This window comes from Anaerococcus nagyae, assembly GCF_040364225.1.
In the GTDB taxonomy this organism is placed as follows: domain Bacteria; phylum Bacillota; class Clostridia; order Tissierellales; family Peptoniphilaceae; genus Anaerococcus; species Anaerococcus nagyae.
In genome coordinates, this window is sequence record NZ_AP031484.1 from 1,778,551 (window position 1) to 1,796,922 (window position 18,372).

Annotated in this window: 16 protein-coding genes; 7 read left to right on the plus strand and 9 right to left on the minus strand. The window is 31.2% G+C overall.

Features of this window, described 5'->3' with window-relative positions; all coding sequences use genetic code 11:
• The first annotated feature begins 53 nt into the window (after window positions 1-53).
• Window positions 54-1,286: an aminopeptidase gene (locus tag ABXG81_RS08740; RefSeq protein WP_316116556.1), complete on the plus strand. Its 1,233-nt coding sequence runs from the start codon at window positions 54-56 to the stop codon at window positions 1,284-1,286.
• Between the two features lie 1,169 nt (window positions 1,287-2,455).
• Here ABXG81_RS08740 and ABXG81_RS08745 read toward each other — a convergent pair.
• Window positions 2,456-2,983 carry a CPBP family glutamic-type intramembrane protease gene (locus ABXG81_RS08745; RefSeq protein WP_353528798.1) on the minus strand — a complete coding sequence of 176 codons (528 nt, stop codon included), beginning with the start codon at window positions 2,981-2,983 and terminating at the stop codon, window positions 2,456-2,458.
• Window positions 2,984-3,033: 50 nt separating this feature from the next.
• Here ABXG81_RS08745 and ABXG81_RS08750 point away from each other — a divergent pair, with 50 nt between their 5' ends.
• Window positions 3,034-3,165, plus strand: a complete 132-nt coding sequence (locus ABXG81_RS08750) for a hypothetical protein (protein WP_353528799.1) — start codon at window positions 3,034-3,036, stop codon at window positions 3,163-3,165.
• A 248-nt stretch (window positions 3,166-3,413) separates the two neighbouring features.
• Here the strand turns inward: ABXG81_RS08750 and ABXG81_RS08755 are convergent, their stop codons facing one another.
• The 5 genes from ABXG81_RS08755 to galE form a co-directional block, all read right to left on the minus strand.
• Window positions 3,414-4,136 carry a glucosamine-6-phosphate deaminase gene (locus ABXG81_RS08755; protein ID WP_209813481.1) on the minus strand — a complete coding sequence of 241 codons (723 nt, stop codon included), beginning with the start codon at window positions 4,134-4,136 and terminating at the stop codon, window positions 3,414-3,416.
• Window positions 4,137-4,291: 155 nt separating this feature from the next.
• The gene (gene rbr / locus ABXG81_RS08760; protein WP_117520424.1) at window positions 4,292-4,882 is read right to left on the minus strand and encodes a rubrerythrin; all 591 of its coding nucleotides are present in this window, start codon (window positions 4,880-4,882) and stop codon (window positions 4,292-4,294) included.
• Between the two features lie 328 nt (window positions 4,883-5,210).
• Window positions 5,211-6,341, minus strand: coding sequence for an antiporter (locus ABXG81_RS08765; RefSeq protein WP_353528800.1), 1,131 nt, complete (start codon window positions 6,339-6,341; stop codon window positions 5,211-5,213).
• Between the two features lie 393 nt (window positions 6,342-6,734).
• A complete protein-coding gene (locus ABXG81_RS08770) occupies window positions 6,735-7,655 on the minus strand; it encodes a sugar phosphate nucleotidyltransferase (protein ID WP_117520608.1) in 921 nt (306 codons plus the stop codon).
• Between the two features lie 4 nt (window positions 7,656-7,659).
• Window positions 7,660-8,682, minus strand: coding sequence for a UDP-glucose 4-epimerase GalE (gene galE, locus ABXG81_RS08775; protein WP_117520428.1), 1,023 nt, complete (start codon window positions 8,680-8,682; stop codon window positions 7,660-7,662).
• A gap of 164 nt (window positions 8,683-8,846) precedes the next feature.
• Between galE and ABXG81_RS08780 the strand changes: the two genes are divergently transcribed.
• Window positions 8,847-10,130 (plus strand): glucose-6-phosphate isomerase, encoded by a 1,284-nt coding sequence (locus ABXG81_RS08780; RefSeq protein WP_353528801.1) that lies wholly within the window; start codon window positions 8,847-8,849, stop codon window positions 10,128-10,130.
• Between the two features lie 102 nt (window positions 10,131-10,232).
• Window positions 10,233-11,138 carry an L-lactate dehydrogenase gene (locus ABXG81_RS08785; RefSeq protein ID WP_117520432.1) on the plus strand — a complete coding sequence of 302 codons (906 nt, stop codon included), beginning with the start codon at window positions 10,233-10,235 and terminating at the stop codon, window positions 11,136-11,138.
• A 53-nt stretch (window positions 11,139-11,191) separates the two neighbouring features.
• On the opposite strand, the gene ABXG81_RS08790 is transcribed toward ABXG81_RS08785, so the two are convergent.
• Window positions 11,192-12,418, minus strand: a complete 1,227-nt coding sequence (locus tag ABXG81_RS08790; protein WP_353528802.1) for a dicarboxylate/amino acid:cation symporter — start codon at window positions 12,416-12,418, stop codon at window positions 11,192-11,194.
• Between the two features lie 144 nt (window positions 12,419-12,562).
• Between ABXG81_RS08790 and uraA the strand changes: the two genes are divergently transcribed.
• Window positions 12,563-13,831 (plus strand): uracil permease, encoded by a 1,269-nt coding sequence (gene uraA / locus ABXG81_RS08795; RefSeq protein ID WP_353528803.1) that lies wholly within the window; start codon window positions 12,563-12,565, stop codon window positions 13,829-13,831.
• Between the two features lie 66 nt (window positions 13,832-13,897).
• Here the strand turns inward: uraA and ABXG81_RS08800 are convergent, their stop codons facing one another.
• On the minus strand, window positions 13,898-14,806 hold the full coding sequence (locus ABXG81_RS08800; RefSeq protein ID WP_353528804.1) for a CPBP family intramembrane glutamic endopeptidase: 909 nt from the start codon (window positions 14,804-14,806) through the stop codon (window positions 13,898-13,900).
• A gap of 82 nt (window positions 14,807-14,888) precedes the next feature.
• Window positions 14,889-15,539, minus strand: coding sequence for a hypothetical protein (locus ABXG81_RS08805; protein WP_117520439.1), 651 nt, complete (start codon window positions 15,537-15,539; stop codon window positions 14,889-14,891).
• A gap of 68 nt (window positions 15,540-15,607) precedes the next feature.
• Here ABXG81_RS08805 and ABXG81_RS08810 point away from each other — a divergent pair, with 68 nt between their 5' ends.
• Together ABXG81_RS08810 and nagE are read left to right on the plus strand one after the other, a co-directional pair.
• Window positions 15,608-16,480: a hypothetical protein gene (locus ABXG81_RS08810; RefSeq protein WP_288222912.1), complete on the plus strand. Its 873-nt coding sequence runs from the start codon at window positions 15,608-15,610 to the stop codon at window positions 16,478-16,480.
• 82 nt (window positions 16,481-16,562) lie between these two features.
• The gene (gene nagE, locus ABXG81_RS08815; RefSeq protein WP_316110988.1) at window positions 16,563-18,110 is read left to right on the plus strand and encodes an N-acetylglucosamine-specific PTS transporter subunit IIBC; all 1,548 of its coding nucleotides are present in this window, start codon (window positions 16,563-16,565) and stop codon (window positions 18,108-18,110) included.
• Window positions 18,111-18,372: the final 262 nt, after the last annotated feature.

The window sequence follows — 18,372 nt, forward strand, 5'->3', positions numbered from 1 at the left end:
GTATTAAAAACAATCTATAATGCAAAATATATTAGCAAAGAAAAGAGGGAACTATGGATAAAAGAATAGAAAATTTTGCCAAACTTGCAGTAGAATTTGGTGTAAATGTAAGAGAAGGAGAAGATGTATTAATCAACACACCTGTTGAAAGTCCAGAACTTGCAAGACTTATAACAAAGGTAGCCTATGAAAAGGGTGCACGTAGTGTATCAATAGACTGGCGTGATGATACCATAACAAGGCTAACTTATGATAATCAAAGCCAAGAAACATTAAATGAAGTTGCTGATTGGAAAATAGAAAAATTAAAATATCAAATTGCTGATAAAAAATCAAATAGAATATCAATATCTGCAGAAGATCCAGACCTTTTAAAGGGCCTAGATGAAGCTAAAATCTCAGAAGCAATTCGTGAGAATTCAAAAGCCACTAAAGAATTTGTAAAATATACTATGAATGATATAGTAAGCTGGCTTGTAATATCAGTTCCAACCAAAAAATGGGCTAAGAAAGTTTTTCCAGATTTAAGCGAAGATGAAGCATATGATAAATTATGGAAAACAATTCTGGATGTATCAAGAGTTGAAGAATCATGGGAAGCCACTAAGAAAAATTGGAAAGATCATATAAATACTCTAGAAGAAAAAGCAGTTTATTTAAATGATCATCAATTTGATAAAGTTCATTACAAGTCATCAAATGGGACAGACCTATGGGTAAAGCTTCCTAAAGATCATATATGGATGAGCGCAGGATCTAAGAATGCCAAAGGAGATTTATTTATTCCAAATATACCTACAGAGGAAGTATTTACAGCACCGCAATATGATGGAGTAGATGGCAGACTAGTTGCAACAAAACCTTTAGTATACAATGGCGTAATAATAAATAACTTTGAATTTACCTTTAAAGACGGAAAAGTAATTGACTTTGATGCTAAAGAGGGAAAGGATACTCTAGCAAAGATGCTAGACTCTGATCAAGGAAGCAAAAACTTAGGAGAAATAGCACTAGTTCCATATGATAGCCCTATTTCCAATTCAAACATATTATTTTATAACACACTATTTGATGAGAACGCATCTTGCCATTTTGCTCTAGGTAAGGCATACCCAACTTGCCTTGTAGGTGGTGCAGAACTTAAAGAAAGTGAACTAAATAGTAGAGGAATCAACGACTCACTAATCCACGAGGATTTCATGGTGGGAAGTAGTGACCTTGAAATTACAGGCTACAAAAACGATGAAGAATTTCCAATCTTTGAAAACGGAAACTGGGCATTTTAGTTTAACTTTATATATAGGCAGAGTAATTAATCTGCCTGTATTTTTATTTATAAAAAGAAAAACAAATAAAAATTGGACTTTTGTGAGATCCAATCTTAGAAGTAAGTTCGAAAATCATTTTTCTTTTGCATATCTGAAATAAGTAAGATGTGTCGCCATGGTTGGCGTTATAAAAACCCGGCATCGTTAGATGCTTGAGTTGCTTATTTATATAAAAATAAGGGTAGTAACGCGGAACTTTTCGGGGGCTGTTGTAAAATAGATAAATCGTTTCAAAATCATTCGAATATCCTATCAGAAAGTGTCTCTGCTAGCCTATGGGCTAAAATCTCAAACTTTCTGATAGGCCCCGAACGATGGGCATCTATTGATTTGCAACAGCTCATTTTTTAATCAATAAATATTGTAATAAATTTTTGGAAGACATAATGAAAAAATTATCGAAAAATCAATTTTTATAAGTTAGAATAATACTATTTGGTTTGCTTTTTGGAGCTGTAATTTTAATCTTCTCTCAACTCTTAGAAAACTAAGCGTGATCTCTATGTATATTTTTTTACTAGCATTCTACATTTTTACTTTCCAAAGTCCTAGAAAGTTCTAGATCAGCTAGCAAAATAGTACATGAATTCTAAATTAAAATATGAAGGAATTTCCTAATATTTTTTAATAAGACACTCCTTTAATTATCTATCTACTTGCTATTATTCTCACTATTGATGAAATACCTATGAAATAATTCCAACATCATTTTTAGAGGCTAAGATTATAAGCATGATTAATAGGTAATATTAGCAGTAAGTATTGCTATATATCCATTATATACTTTCTTATAATAGTCAATCCTAACACTCTCATCAGATTCTTCTATAAATTTATTATTATATTTTATATCAAGTATATTCGGCTCAATACTTTGAATACTAACACCAAAAATTTATAGACTACCCTTTCTATTAGAAAATAATCTACCATGATATACTACATACTTTCAAAGCTCACTTTGCTTATATACATTTCTTTTTCTAAGCTCAGCAAGTCTGCTAAATGATTTCAATATTATTCTTCTTTTAGCAATTTTATTTGTCAATATTATATACGCATCAAATATTTATAAAAAATACCAGATATTATGCACTGAAAATTAGCAATATATAAAATTTTAATATCTAAATACCCAAGTAAACGAACCTTATTAAATCAACTAGAGTATGCACAATTATTGCACTAGTAAGATCTACTTTTCTTTGCAATATTGACATAGGTAAACCAAAAAGTAAGATTAAGCATACAAATGAATCTAGTCCCATTATTCCGTGAGCTAATACATGGGGAGCTACCATGATCGTATAGATTAAAAATTTTTCATACTTAGTTTTTGCTTCACCTTTTAGTATGTATATGGCAAGGGCATATAATATGAATCTGATTCCAACCTCTTCCCATATACCAGCATATAATGCCATTGCTATAGCATCTGGAGTCAATACCGGATTGTTAGATATGCCAGCTAATTTAATATTTATATATCCTAAAACCAATCCTAAAATTACTCCACGTCCTATTGATTTTATATAATTTGTCCTTATAATCTTATTTCCCGGAACGTATTTTCTAAATACCGAAACTGCTCCCATATAACCACTCATCACCATGCCAATGACTAATGGCCCGCTAAAGTAATCCGCTCTTACCATTCCATATAATCCTCCTGCATTTGCGAGAATTAATGAAATTATAAGATCTTTTGAATTTGATTAGTAAATATACTGAAGGGATGAGAATTGCCAAAGAAAATATAATAGGCTTTGTTATAGTTGTTTTTGCAATAGCAAGTGATGACAGGATACTTATTAGGATAAATGCGATTGTTATATAGGTTAAGCTTTTAGCTTCTTTACGCATGGCTTTTCCTTTCTCATTGTGTTTTAATTAATATTAACTTTTTACCCCAAAAAGGGGCTGTTGCAGAATGAATAAACCGTCCCAAAATCATTAAAAGAATTTCTACGGAAATTTTACCTCCACAAGTCGGCAAGCTATGTAAAAAATTTTCCTAAGAGAGCTTTCTAATGATGGAACGATAATTATTCATAATTTTGTAACAGCCCTTACTTAATTTTATTTTTATCCATTATAAGCTTCTTCATCTACAAATAAATATGCATTTGGATGTAAGTGTAAAAAGCTTGCTGGGAATTCTGGATAAATAGTATCTTCTTCTATGATTCTTTTAACAACTTCATGTTTATTCTTGCCATTTGCAAGAACTACTAAAGTATTGGCATTAAATACATCTTCCATGCCCATAGAAATTGCATATTTTGGAACTTCATCCTTGTTTGCAAAAAATCTTGAGTTTGCTTCTATAGTTTCATCTGTAAGTTTTATAATAGAGGTTCTACGATTTAGTTTTTCATAAGGCTCATTGAAAGCTAAATGACCATTTGGACCTAATCCTAGAATTTGAATATCTCTTTTACCAAACTTATCCAAAAGCTCATCATATTCTTTGGCATACTTCTCATCTGCTTCTGGAGCATATGGAAGATTTGTTGCTCCTTCTTTAAAACTTACTTTATTAAATAAATTTTCATTCATAAAATATTGGTAAGATTGATCATTTTCTTTAGAAATACCTATATATTCATCGAGATTAACACTCTTTGAATACTTAAAACTAATTTCGCCTTCTTTTTCTGCTTCTGCTAATTTTTCATATAGACCTATAGGTGTAGATCCTGTTGCAAAACCAAACTTAGCTTGTGGCTTTTCAATCATAAAATTTATTATAAAATCTGCAGCTTTACGACTCATTTCATCATAATCTTTTGCTACTATAACTTTCATTTTAACTCCTTTATTAGATAAAATTTTAATTATATTTTACCACTTTTTATGTTAAATGAGTAGTGTCAATTTAGTTAAAATAATAAAAATTTCAAAAACTAATACTTCACAAATCTAGAAATAAAAAAAACAGGGTCTAAACCCTGCATTAATTATTAATAATTAAATGGTGCGATCTCAAAGTATGCTTGTGGGTGAGCACATGCTGGACATTTCTTTGGAGCTTCATAAGCTTCGATTAAGAAACCGCAGTTACCACACATCCAAACAACTTTTTCATCTCTTTTGAAAACTTGATCATTTTCGATGTTGTATTTAAGTTTTTTGTATCTTTCTCTATGAGCTTCTTCAACTTTTGCTATATTTCTAAATGCTCTTGCAATTTCATCAAAACCTTCTTCTTCAGCAACGTCAGCAAATGATGGATACATATCTTCTGCTTCATCATTTTCACCATCAATTGCTCCTTGAAGATTTGTTACAGTATCATGCCATACTACTGGCCATTTTGTATAATTCTCATTAAGTTCTATTTCTTCAAGTTTATATTCTTCTCTTAAGAATTTAAAGAATCTAGCTGCATGTTCTCTTTCATTCATAGCTGTCTCTTCAAAAATTCTAGAAATTTGAACATATCCTTCTTCTTTTGCAACTTTTGATGCAAGAGTATATCTCATGTTTGCTTGGCTTTCACCTGCAAATGAAGTGATTAAATTTTGAGCTGTTTTGCTTCCCTTTAATTCCATATGTATATTCTCCTTTTATCTTCTATAATGTATGTATCTTTAGTATCATTATAAGTAATAAGGAAAACTTTGTCAAATAATATTCCAAGTATTATGCAACGGTAAATAACGATTATCAGTATCAACATAAAGTGCTTATTATATAGCTCTTCTAACTTATTTATAGCAATTAAGCTTATCCTATAAATAAAATTTAAAATTATATTACAGAAATTATTCTAATAAAACTGCTCTATAAAGTAAAATAGAAATTTTACTCTACAGAGCAAGTTAATTATAATCTAAACATTCCAATCAATTTACAAATCATACATCTTGTAATTGTTAACTAATTAATCGGAAAAAACAATGATATTAATTGTGGTAAAAATATCATAAATATTGTTGCAGTTGGCTGAGTTGCAGCATAAAATGATGAAACTTTATCATCTTGAGTAACTTGTAAAAGTGCACCTAATGATGGAGCAGATGTCATTGAACCTGTAGTTGCCCCAAGAGAAGCAAATAATGGTAACTTAAATACTTTATAAGATAATAAAAATGATAAAAGTGCTGGTACTAAGGTCATTATTACACCTGCAAAAAATAGCTTAGGACCATATTTGCTTACCACTTCTACAAAGCCGCTACCAGCGCTAACACCTGATTCTAATAAGAAAAATGCTAGACCAAGATCTCTTACCAAAGATAATCTTTCTTTGCTAATTGTTAAATTAACTTTACCTACATGTCCATAATTTCCAAGAATTAGACCTGCTATCAAGGATCCCCCACCATATCCTAAGGAAAGACTTACACTATCTCCTATAGGAATCTTTATTGAACCAATTAATATACCTAATACACAAGCTAGTGATATAGCAAAAAGTCCATTCGGATCTAAATTAATAAATTCTTTGAAATCTCTACTATTTTTTTCTTGCTTATCTTCTGGCAATATTAACTTGGCATTTTCTTTATCAGTATCTGCATGTAAAAATTTAGGGATCAATTGTACTATCAAAACAACCCCAACTACACCAAATGCATAAGCAATACCATATCCAACTCCTGGTAAATTAGACTCAGTTAAACTTTTTACTGTCCCTAACATAGAAGTTGAAGTCATTGCTCCTGAAGAAAGTCCTAATGATAAAGACATTTCTATATTCAATACTCTGGAAAGTATTACAACTAGGACTCCACCAATCAATGCTGTAAATAATGATATAGCAAGAAATGACCAGCCATTTTTCTTTATATTGGCCATAAAACTAGGACCTGCCATTAAACCTATAGGCGCAAGAAATAGTACTAATCCAAGCGTTGCAAGAAATTTAGGTACACTATAGCCAAAATGACCGAAAAATAAAGCCACTATTAAAATAGCAGAAGCACCAAATCTTATACCAAAAAAATTAATTTTACCTAGAATGTATCCAAGCACCATTATTAAAAATATAACTAAAATTTCATCCATAAATATCCTTTCATAAAAACAAATAGTCATTTATAAACTCTATAAATATTACTTATGAAATACATAAGTAATATAAGAAGTTTAAATACCGAATAAAAATAATTACTTTTTTAAATAAATAGTATTAAAATCCTTTGCATTATATTTAAATAAAAAAAGCTATTATTATGTGTAAGATTCTTATATAAAATCAATTATAATTTGACTAGAAAAGTTTGATAAATATAATACAAGTTACACTATATATTATATTCTTTGTTTTAAAACTAGTCAATATACTCTTATCATATTATATTTATAATATTAAATAAAATTTACTTTTTAGTTATAGTAGGCTGAGTAATATTAGGCTTGGAAAATAATCATAATACTTTTACTTATCTTAGAGTAAGCTTACTTACTCCAAATATTAGCAGGATATATTTTATTTTCAAACATTTTTTTAAACTCTTCTTGAGCTGGTTCTAGGTCTTGCTTATATGTAATACCTATCCACTTATCACTAGTTGGAAGAATAGTTATATCTGCTTTATCTTCTTCTAACAACTCTCCAATCATTTCTGGCAATACATACTCTGCTTTTTCTAAATTATCCTTATTCTTTTCTAGGTATTTTTCAAAATATTCTTGGCATAAATCAATAAATTCTGGATATGTTGCCCACATATTCATAGATACTAGGGCATCTAGGTGAAGTAGGTCTTGATCTAATCCTTCCTTACTAGAAAGTTTCCCATCTTCTTCAAGTTTGATTTCATGAGTTTCTAAAATTTTAATTAGTTTGTTATCCTCATTACCTACTGAGACTCCTCTAGTAACAGTTCCATTATCTGAAAGAGTATTCTTTAGCTTATATCCTGCCATAGCGATTTGTAATTTTTTATTATTTTGATTAGATGGATCTACTAAGAATTCATGTAAATCATCAAAAACAGTCTTCCCATAGTAATCATCTGCATTTATAACTAAAAATGGTTCATTTACTATCCCCTTACAAGCAAGAACTGCATGAACTGTCCCCCAGGGCTTAGTCCTTTGAACAGGATTTTCAAATCTTTTTGGTAGTTCTAGAGTTTGATAAGCATAGTCTATATCAATGACATCTTTGATCCTATCTCCAATTATATCCTTGAAGTCCTTTTCTATATCAGGTCTTATTATAAAAACAACCTTATTAAATCCCGCTTTCATAGCATCAAAAATAGAATAATCTATAATTGTATAACCATTCTCATCCATTTTTGCTAGTTGCTTTATTCCTGCTCCATATCTTGAGCCAATCCCTGCTGCTAAAACTACTAGAGTAGTATTCATATTATTACCTTCCTTCATATCCTTTTGGATTATTCTTTTGCCATCTCCATGCATCTTCACACATTTGATCTATACCATATTCTGCTTGCCAATCTATTATTTCTTTAGCTTTACTTGCATCCGCATAGGACTTATCTATATCTCCTGGTCGTCTTTTTTCTATTTTATAAGGAATTTCTTTGCCTGACGCCTTTTCAAAAGCACGAATAACTTCTAATACTGAATAACCATTGCCAGTGGCTAGATTTATTATCTCTACTCCATTTAAATCATCAATTTTTTCAAGAGCCTTTAGATGGCCACGAGCTAAATCAACCACATGGATATAGTCTCTAACTCCTGTCCCATCACATGTATTGTAGTCATCTCCAAATACATGAACATAACCGAGTTCTCCTGCTGCAACTTTTGAAACATAAGGTAAGAGATTATTAGGAATTCCCTTAGGATCTTCTCCTATAAGCCCTGATTTATGTGCTCCTATAGGGTTAAAATAACGCAAGAGCACTACTTTAAATTCTGGATCAGCTATATTTAGGTCTGTCATTATTTGCTCCATAAAAGACTTACTCCATCCGTAAGGATTGGTGCAAACTCCCTTTGGACACTTTTCTGTAATAGGTATTATTTCTGGAGTCCCATAAACTGTTGCTGATGATGAGAATATTATTTTTTTTACTTTAGCTTCTTGCATAGCAGTAAGTAAGCTCAAGGTCCCTGTAAGATTATTATGATAATATTTTAATGGTTTATTAACAGATTCACTAACTGATTTTAATGCTGCAAAATGTATTACAGCATATATATTTTCTTTTTCAAGAACTTCTCTTAAAAACTCAGTATCCAAAATATCTGCCTCATAAAAAGTTACATTTTTTCCAGTTATCTCTTCGACTCTGTCAATAGCAACTTTTGACGAGTTTAATAAGTTATCATAAATTACTACTTCATAACCACTATCTAAAAGCTCGACAGCAGTATGGCTTCCTATATATCCAGCACCACCTGTAAGCAATAATTTTTTCATGATTCCCACCTCAATTCCTTATAACTTACAATTATTATAGGTATTATAAAAATATCTGTCAATAAATTGTAACCTTATTTAGTATTATTAATTTTGTATTTATAGCCTTAAAATTCATTTTAGGGTATAAATTTATTAACCGAAAACTTATACGGAGGTTAATAATGAAAATTGATTATAGTAATCTAAAATTAGATAGACTCAATGATTATGAGCAAAAAGCCTTAAATGCTTTTGATGCACTTATGGATGGCTCAGGTGAAGGATCTGACTTCATAGGCTGGATCGATAGACCTAATGATTATGATAGAAAAGAGTTTGAGAGAATAAAAAAGGCAGCTGCAAAAATTCAATCAGATAGTGATGTTCTAGTTTCTATAGGAATAGGAGGATCATATCTTGGAATAAAAGCTGTTGATGTTGCTTTAGATAAATATTTTGATTCCGATAGAAAAGTTAAATTAATCTATGCCGGCAATCAATTATCAGGCCAATATATGACTGAACTTTTAGAATATCTCAAAGATAAAGATTATTCTTTAAACGTAATTTCCAAGTCAGGAACAACTACAGAACCTGCCATTGCCTTTAGATTCTTAAGGGAATCTTTAGAAGAAAAATATGGCAAAGAAGAAGCCAAAAGTAGAATCTATGCCACAACCGATAAGAAAAAGGGAGCATTAAAAGATCTAGCCAACAAAGAAGGTTATGAAAGCTTTATTGTACCAGATGATATAGGCGGTAGATTTTCAGTTATATCCGCAGTAGGTCTCCTACCACTTGCAGCTTGTGGTATCGATATAGATGAATTTATGGCAGGATTTGCTGACGGACGTAATAAATACACTAAACGCGACTTTAAAAATAATGAAGCTATAAAATATGCAGCTATTAGAAATATGCTTTATGAAAACGGTAAAGATATAGAGGTCTTAGTAAATTACGAACCAAAGCTTAAGTATATAGCCGAGTGGTGGAAACAATTATTTGCAGAATCCGAAGGAAAAGATGGTAAAGGAATATTCCCAGTTTCCGTAAACAATACAACAGACCTTCACTCTCTAGGACAGATGATTCAAGCAGGTAAGAGAAATCTATTTGAAACCGTAATAGAAATTGAAAATCCACTTAATGATATAGAAATCAAAGAAGATAGTGAAAATCTAGATGGACTAAACTACCTAGCTGGCAAGAGTGTAAATTATGTAAATAAGCAAGCCATGGAAGGAACAACTATTGCCCATGTCAAAGGTGACATTCCAAATCTTAGAATAATAGTTGATAAAATAGATGCTAGAAATCTTGCTGAATTATTCTATTTCTTTGAAATAGCTGTGGGAGTTGGTGGTTATATGTTAGAAGTAAATCCATTTAACCAACCGGGTGTAGAAGAGTACAAATCTCAAATGTTTAAACTTCTTGGTAAACCGGGATACGAAAATAAGTAAATTCATAAAAGAATCCCCTTATGGGATTCTTTTTTATAAATGCAAAATATTAATAAATATGTTAATATAATAGAGTCGATAAAAAATAAAAAGAGGTAATATATGAAAAAAATTTCCCTAATAGGTTTGGGTAATGTAGGGGCTACTGTAGCTTACACTCTTGTTGAAAGACAACTTTGTGATAGCCTAGCTCTTTTTGATAAAAAAGAAGGATTAGCTGAAGCTGAGCTTAATGACCTAAATGATGGAATGGTAAGGCGTGATGGCAATGTAAATATAATTGCCGGAGAAATATCAGATCTTGATGATAGTGACATCATAATCTTTGCCCCTGGAGATATAAGTATCCTACAAAAATATTCAGATAGACTAGAAGAATTCAAATACACAAAAACTTGCGTAGAAGAATGGGCACCAATAATAAAGAAATCAAAATTCGATGGAATTATAGTTTCTATTACAAATCCATGTGATGTAATTGCAGAATATATGCAAAAACTAACAGAACATCCACGTGAGAAAGTAATTGGTACAGGAACTATTCTAGATACAGCTAGAATGAAAAATGCTGTAGCAAAATTTGTAGATATAGATCCAAATTCTGTCAACGGTTATGTCATAGGCGAACATGGTAATAGCCAATTCGTAGCTTGGTCAAATGTATCAATTGCAACTCAACCTATAACAGAAATATTAGATAAGATGACTATAGACAGTATAGAGGCCTCCACAAGAATGAAAGCTTTTGAAACAATCAAAGTTAAAGGCTACACATCTTATGGTATAGCAAATTCTACAGCTATAGTTGTAGAAACAATCTTTAAAGATGCCAAAACAATTCTTGCAGTATCCTCTTACTCAAGTGTTGATGGATGCTATATAGGCCATCCAGCAGTTGTAGGAAAAGATGGAGTAATAAGAGATTTTCACCTAAAACTTAACGAAGAAGAGAAGGAAAAGTGGGATCATTCAGTAAAAACAATTAAAGAAATCTCACCAAAAAAATAAGACAAATCTAATAAGACTTGTCTTAAATCAAGGACCCAAATGGGTCTTTTTTTCTATGCAATTTTGCCTTTTTTTCTAAGCCTATTAGAGTTTATTATGGCTGCAGTTGCATCTCCTGTTATGTTTAGGGTTGTTCTACCCATATCAAAGATTCTATCTATACCTGCTACTAATGCTATGCCTTCTACTGGTAAACCTACTGCTTGAAGTACCATTGCTAGCATTATCATTCCTGATCCAGGCACACCTGCTGTACCTATAGATGCTAGTGTTGCTGTTAAAACTATGGTAAGCATTTGGCCAAGGCTTAGATTAATTCCATAGCAAGAGGCTATAAATACCGCACATACACCTTGGTAGATTGCCGTTCCATCCATGTTTATAGTAGCCCCTAGTGGTAGGACAAAGCTTGTAACATCACGGTCAGCTCCTAATTCTTCACAGCATTGTAAGTTTAATGGTATAGTGCCCATTGATGATGCTGATGAAAATGCAAACATCATTGCTGGCATCATTCCTTTAAAAAATTCTTTAGGACTAAGTCCTCCTAATGTTTTTATTGTAAATGAATAAACGACTAATGCATGTACTATATAAGCAAGATATGCTACTAGTAGTACTGATGCTAGAGATCCAATAATTTTTGGACCATTTTCAGCTATAACTGGCATTAATAAACAAAATACACCAAAAGGTGATAATTTTAATATAAGTTCCATAACTTTCATGAAAATATCATTTAAAATATCTATAGTCTCTATAGCTTTTGCTTGCTTTTTTTCATCGATTAGTAAGATTGCAAAGCCTATTAATACAGATGAAACAATTACTTGAAGCATGTTTGTTTCGACTATTGGAGCCAAAAAGTTACTTGGAAATATATTTACTATTGTATCCATAAATGACACATTGCTATCTACCGAATACTCTAGACTAGCAGTTGCAATTACAGGAAAGTACTTTTTAAAAATATTAGCAAATCCTAATCCTATAATAATTGCAAAGGCAGTTGTACAGAAATAATAAACAACTGTAAATCCACCTACTTCACCAACTTTTTTAATGTCTTTCATTGATATGATTCCACCCATTATTGAAAATAATACTATAGGTGTTACTATAAATTTAAGTAAATTAAGAAAGATATCTCCGAGAGGTCTAACATAGCTAGTAAGTGCTTGAGAATAATTTTGTAATAGTAATCCTAATATAATAGCTAAAATTAGTGCAATGAATATGCTTTTAGCTAAGTTCGACTTTTCCTTAGTTTGTGTTTCCATAATTTCTCCTTTCAATAGTTAATAAATTATATGTATTTTAATCCAAATATGATATCTTGTAAAGTATTTATTGTAAAAAACATTTGACAAAATGATTTAAATCTTTTAAAATATTGAAGATTTGAGAAAAAATATGGAGGGCTTATGCAAAAAAAGAAAATTTATAATGTGAATGATGATGTTCCTGGGAAATTATTGATTCCACTGGCTTTACAGCATACCTTTGCTATGTTTGGTGCCTCTGTTCTTGTTCCTATTTTGTTTGGTATTAATCCTGGTATTGTACTTTTGATGAATGGCATAGGTACTTTACTTTTTATTTTAATAACAAAAGGCAAAGCTCCAGCATACTTAGGGTCTAGCTTTGCCTTTCTAGCTCCAGGTATAACTATAATTCAATCTCAAGGATTCGAATACGCTCAGGGTGCTTTTGTTGTCGTTGGAATCTTAGGTTGCCTGCTTTCTTTTATTATCTATAAGTTTGGAACTAGCTGGATTGATATAGTATTGCCACCAGCTGCTATGGGAGCTGTTGTAGCCCTAATAGGATTTGAACTTGCTAGCAATACAATTTCTGGTGGTAGTATAGGTGCCAACATTATGACAGATACTGTAACTAAATACGACTGGATAGTATTTTTAGTAACACTTCTTACAGCAATACTTGGATCTATAATGTTTAAAGGTTTTCTATCAACAATTCCTATCTTAATAGCTATTATAATTGGCTATATAGTTGCATATAGTTTTGGGCAAGTAGATTTAACACCTGTAAGAGAAGCTTCATTTTTCACCCTACCTCACTTTCAGTTTGCCAAATTTTCTAAAGAAGCAATATTTGCTATGCTACCAGTTCTCTTGGTAATTGCAGCTGAGCATATAAGCCACCAAGTAGTAACTAGTAATATTATTGGTAAGGACCTTCTAAATAATCCTGGACTTCATCGTTCCATATTTGCAGATAACTTTTCTACAGCTATCTCAGGATTAATAGGTGGAGTACCGACTACAACCTATGGAGAAAATATTGGCGTAATGGCTATTACTGGAGTTTACTCTGTAAAAGTAATAGGTGCTGCAGCAGTCATATCAATCCTAATGGCATTTATAGGACCACTATCAGCTTTGATTTCTACAATACCTGGTAATGTTATAGGAGGTGTAACCTTCTTGCTTTATGGAATGATTGGTACAAGTGGTATTAGACTTTTAGTAGATCAAAAGGTAGATTACTCTAAGTCTGATAACCTAATCTTAACTTCTGTAATATTTATAGCAGGCCTGAGTGGTTTATCTATCAAGTTTGGATCTATACAATTAACAGGGATGGTATTATCCTCAGTAGTTGCAATAATACTATCATTGTTGATTTACCTAATTAAAAAAGCTGGCCGGTCAAATCTTATCGATTAGCATATGATGTTAAATTTTGCATTTTAAAATAGCCTTTAATACAAGGCTATTTTAAAATACTTTCTTCTAATATATATAATTTTTATTTTTTTTAATTTTACTAATTAATATAAATACTACTGTAAGCTCTACAATAAACGTTATTAGTCCACCTTCTATACCAAACAAACCACCAGTTAAAATCGGATTTCCAGATATTTTAGTCCTTATTAAGGTTGTCTCAGATTTACTAATTCCAGAAACATTTATCCCGTATATATTTCCTTGAGCGAAATTCCGAAAGCTGTGTGCTGCTGCTGGTAAAAATACATCATCTGATATGTAAAATAAAAGTGAAAATATACTTCCTAATAAAAATATATTTATAAAAGCCAATACTCCAAAACCTGGATTATTTATATGCAAAATAGAAAATATCAAGCTATTAGTTATTATAGCAGAGGCTACTCCATTAAATGATGCAAAGTAGTTCATAAGTACCGACCTACACAAAAGCTCCTCTTGGAACCCTTGAAAAACCCATCCTATAAAGAAAGCTATAAACATCAATACTTTGATATTTTTAAAATTATAGCTACTCTTAGTTAATCCCAAAGCCTTTAGTAGTAAAAAAGCTACTGTAATCATTAATAGACCTATGAATGCTCCCTTTAGATAATTTTTAATCTTATTAGGATTCTTTAAACCTAGTGAGGAGTTGTTTCTTTTTAAATAATACTTTGCTAATAAATAGACTAAAATGCTAGTCAAAATGGTACTATATAGATTAGTAAGTAATAAAATATCTCCTGATAAATGATGTGACAAAGACTCTTGACTAATAAATCTCCCATCTTCTATTTGCACATGCAAAATAAAAGAAAGTAAAAACTTAGGTACTAATGTAAGAATTATCAAAAGCACAACAAGAACTACTGCATTCCTATCTTTTTGACTCCTCTTTGTCTCTTTTATAGAATAATTATCTTTGAGCATACATAATCCTTTAAAGTTTATTTAAATAAAAAAGTTCTAATCTTACACTAACATATATCCAAAAGATAAAAACACGAACTTACTAGTGTAAGTTATTAGAACTTTCGCTAGCATCCTTATTATTTTGAGATAAGTCTTCTCCATCTTCGGCGTATTCCAAGGCTCCTCCTAAAATAGCATTTACAAATTCTCTTGATTCATTAAACTTATATCCATTAAACTTTCTTTCAAAATAAACTGTAGCTTTTCTAGTATTTAGCTCTTGATTAGGATCAGATAGGGCTACCATATAGTCTTTATGAAGCTTTACATCATCTGCATCTTCTGGCAGCTTTTCAAAGACATCTATATAATTTACATTGCTCACTTCAATAGTAACTTCCTTACCATTTGACTTTTTAGACTCACCTATAACTTTTACTTTAAGATTCTTGAAATTATTATCATAAAATTCTTTTTGTTTATTAGGATCTTCCGAATAAGACTTTTCAAGAACGTCTAGAATTATAGGCAACCTATCGGTCTTTTTTTCTAGATATTCCATATCTTGATTTTGAATAGCTTCGGTGAGCTTATCTACATTCCTATTTACATTTGATATGTAAAGTTGATAGATAGCAAATGGGATTCCTATTATCAAAAGTGCTATGATTATATAAGGAAATATATATACTTTCCTATGTTTTGGTCTTATATGTGTATTTTTTTGTGGGTTTCTTGCTTTTTTTGCCATAATTTCCTCTTTATACTTAATTATACCATCTATTAGCTAAATTCATGAAATAATGATATGATAAACTTATGAAAAGATTTGAAATTTATTTTATGGATTTATTAGCATTAATACTTTTAGTAGGGTCATTTTTTCTTCCTTACATAGGAAACTTTACTGGAAAACTCGCCATAAGTAATGACTCAATCCTCTTGCTCATAAACTGTTATTTAATAGCTTATTTAGCATACATTATATCATTTATGGATACAAAAAAGGTAATTCTTATGGCACTACCCCTTTTAATTTACTCAATATTTTTAATATTTTTTATGAGAAACTTCAATTTTTCTTTAGAAAAAGAAATGATAAACGACTTAAAATATATAGTGACCAATTTATTTGATTTGGTTTTTGTTGTATTTATATTTTTTCTCATAGACCTTATTTTAAATAGACTTTTAGGTAATAAGCTTGCAGGTGCTATAGCAATTATAGGACTCATACTCTACCTTGTTATGCAAAATACTAACTATTTACCCCTTGATTTTTATTATAAGGATACTCTGGCTTATTTTGCATTTTATGTAATGGGAGCTAGGATTAGACCTGCAAATTCTATGAAGAAAGGACTATTTATATTAGCAATATTATTATTGGCGGGAGAAATTTACCTTAATTACTACTTTAAATACTACCCTAACATTAACTTCTCACTTTTCGTAATTACTTATCTTATTTTAAAAGATAGTGCGAATGTTGATATAATGAATCGTGACAGATACTTAGTCTTTGCCTATATTTATCCCTATAAGATAATTTATATATTGTTAAAATCACTAATAAAAGCAAGTCCTATTGTTATTACACTCCTTACAGTTCTAAGCGTATTTTTATTAGGAGAACTTCTATATAAGCTTAGAGTTAAATTTTTAGATTATATCTTAGTTGGGATCCATTAAAATCTACCAAAATCTAACAAATTGTGATAATATAATAATGTATAAATGTTTTGTTTAATATTTTTTATTATTGGAGGTAGTTATGAAGGAAAAACTTCAAAGATTGGGTCAGTCCCTAATGCAGCCAGTTGCAGTAATGCCTCTTGCAGCGCTACTTATGGGAATCGGTTACTTAATCGATCCAGAATTTTGGGGTGCAGGTTCACCTGTAGCAGCATTTTTCATTTCTGCAGGTGGTGCAATTTTAGATAATTTAGGTATTTTATTTGCTGTAGGTATTGCATTTGGTATTGCAAAGGAAAATCATGGTGCTAGTGCTTTGGCAGGACTTGTAGCATTTTTAACCTTATCAAAGATGCTTTCTACTGATACCATAGCACAACTAAGATCTCTTGATCTTGAAGCATGGAAACTTGCAGAGCCTTATAAGGTTGCAGCTTTTGATGCTATAAATAACAAAAACGTACTTATTGGTATACTATCAGGTATCCTAGGTGGAAAGGCTTATGATAGATTCCACGGCACGACACTTCCTGATTTCTTAGCATTTTTTTCAGGTAGAAGACTTGTTCCAATCATGGCATCTTTATATGCACTTATCTCATCAGTCATTCTAGTATTCATATGGCCTTTTATTTTTGCAGGACTTGCAAAATTTGGCTCAACACTAACAAAAATGGGAGCTCTTGGAGCTGGACTATATGGTTTCTTTAATAGACTATTAATTCCAACAGGACTCCACCATGCCCTAAACCAAGTATTCTGGTTTGATCTTGCAGGAATAAATGATATACCAAACTTTATCGGTAATATCAAAGACTCAATAACAGCTACCTATCATCCAGGTATGTATCAAGCAGGATTTTTTCCAATAATGATGTTTGGCTTGCCAGGTGCAGCTTTGGCAATAGCAAATAGCGCAGATGAAGATAAGAAAAAAACTACAAAAGCTTTAATGCTTGCAGGTGCTCTCGCATCATTCTTAACAGGAGTAACAGAACCTCTTGAGTTTGCATTCATGTTCGTAGCTCCCCAATTGTATTTTGTTCATGCCTTATTAACAGGTATTTCTGTATTCCTTGCAGCTAAATTACAAACTTATGCAGGATTTGGATTTTCAGCAGGATTAATAGATTTATTCTTATCATCTAAAAATCCAATGAGAAGCAAAATATGGATACTCATAGTAATGGGTATAGTATTCTTTATCCTATACTATTTTATCTTTAAATTACTTATTGAAAAATGGGATATAGCAACACCAGGTAGAACAGCTAAAGCTAATAGTGATACGACAGTTATCCACACAGAGGATAAGGGAAGAGTATCAACAGCTGATAAGTCAGAAAAAGAAGAAAGAGCTGAACAAAAAGTAAGCTTATCAAGCTCACATAAAGAGGCTGCTAAAATTATACTAGAGGGCTTAGGCGGTTCAGAAAATGTGGATACAACAAGTTATTGCACAACAAGGCTTAGACTAACAGTCAATGATCCAAACAAAGTAGATGATGAAAAAATAAAATCTGCAGGGATAGCAGGTCTTATAAAACCAGGTTCTAAGACAGTTCAAGTAATAATTGGCCCACAAGTACAAGCAGTACACGATGAATTTGTTAAATTATTAGGTTAATAAAGTCAAAAATACATAAGAAAACAGTAGACTATCTACTTGCTGTTTTCCTATGTATCCCATAGCACCCAAGAGTTAAAAAAATAAAAATAATTTTCCTCTTGATAGCGCTTTGATTCTAGTACTTATAGGACAATTTCTAAATTATATATACAAATAAAACAAAATAGGCTGTTGCAAAATATATAAATAGTTCCAAAATCATTAGAACACCTTCCCAAAAAGTGTCTCTATCAGTCTGCTGGCTATATCTCAAACTTTA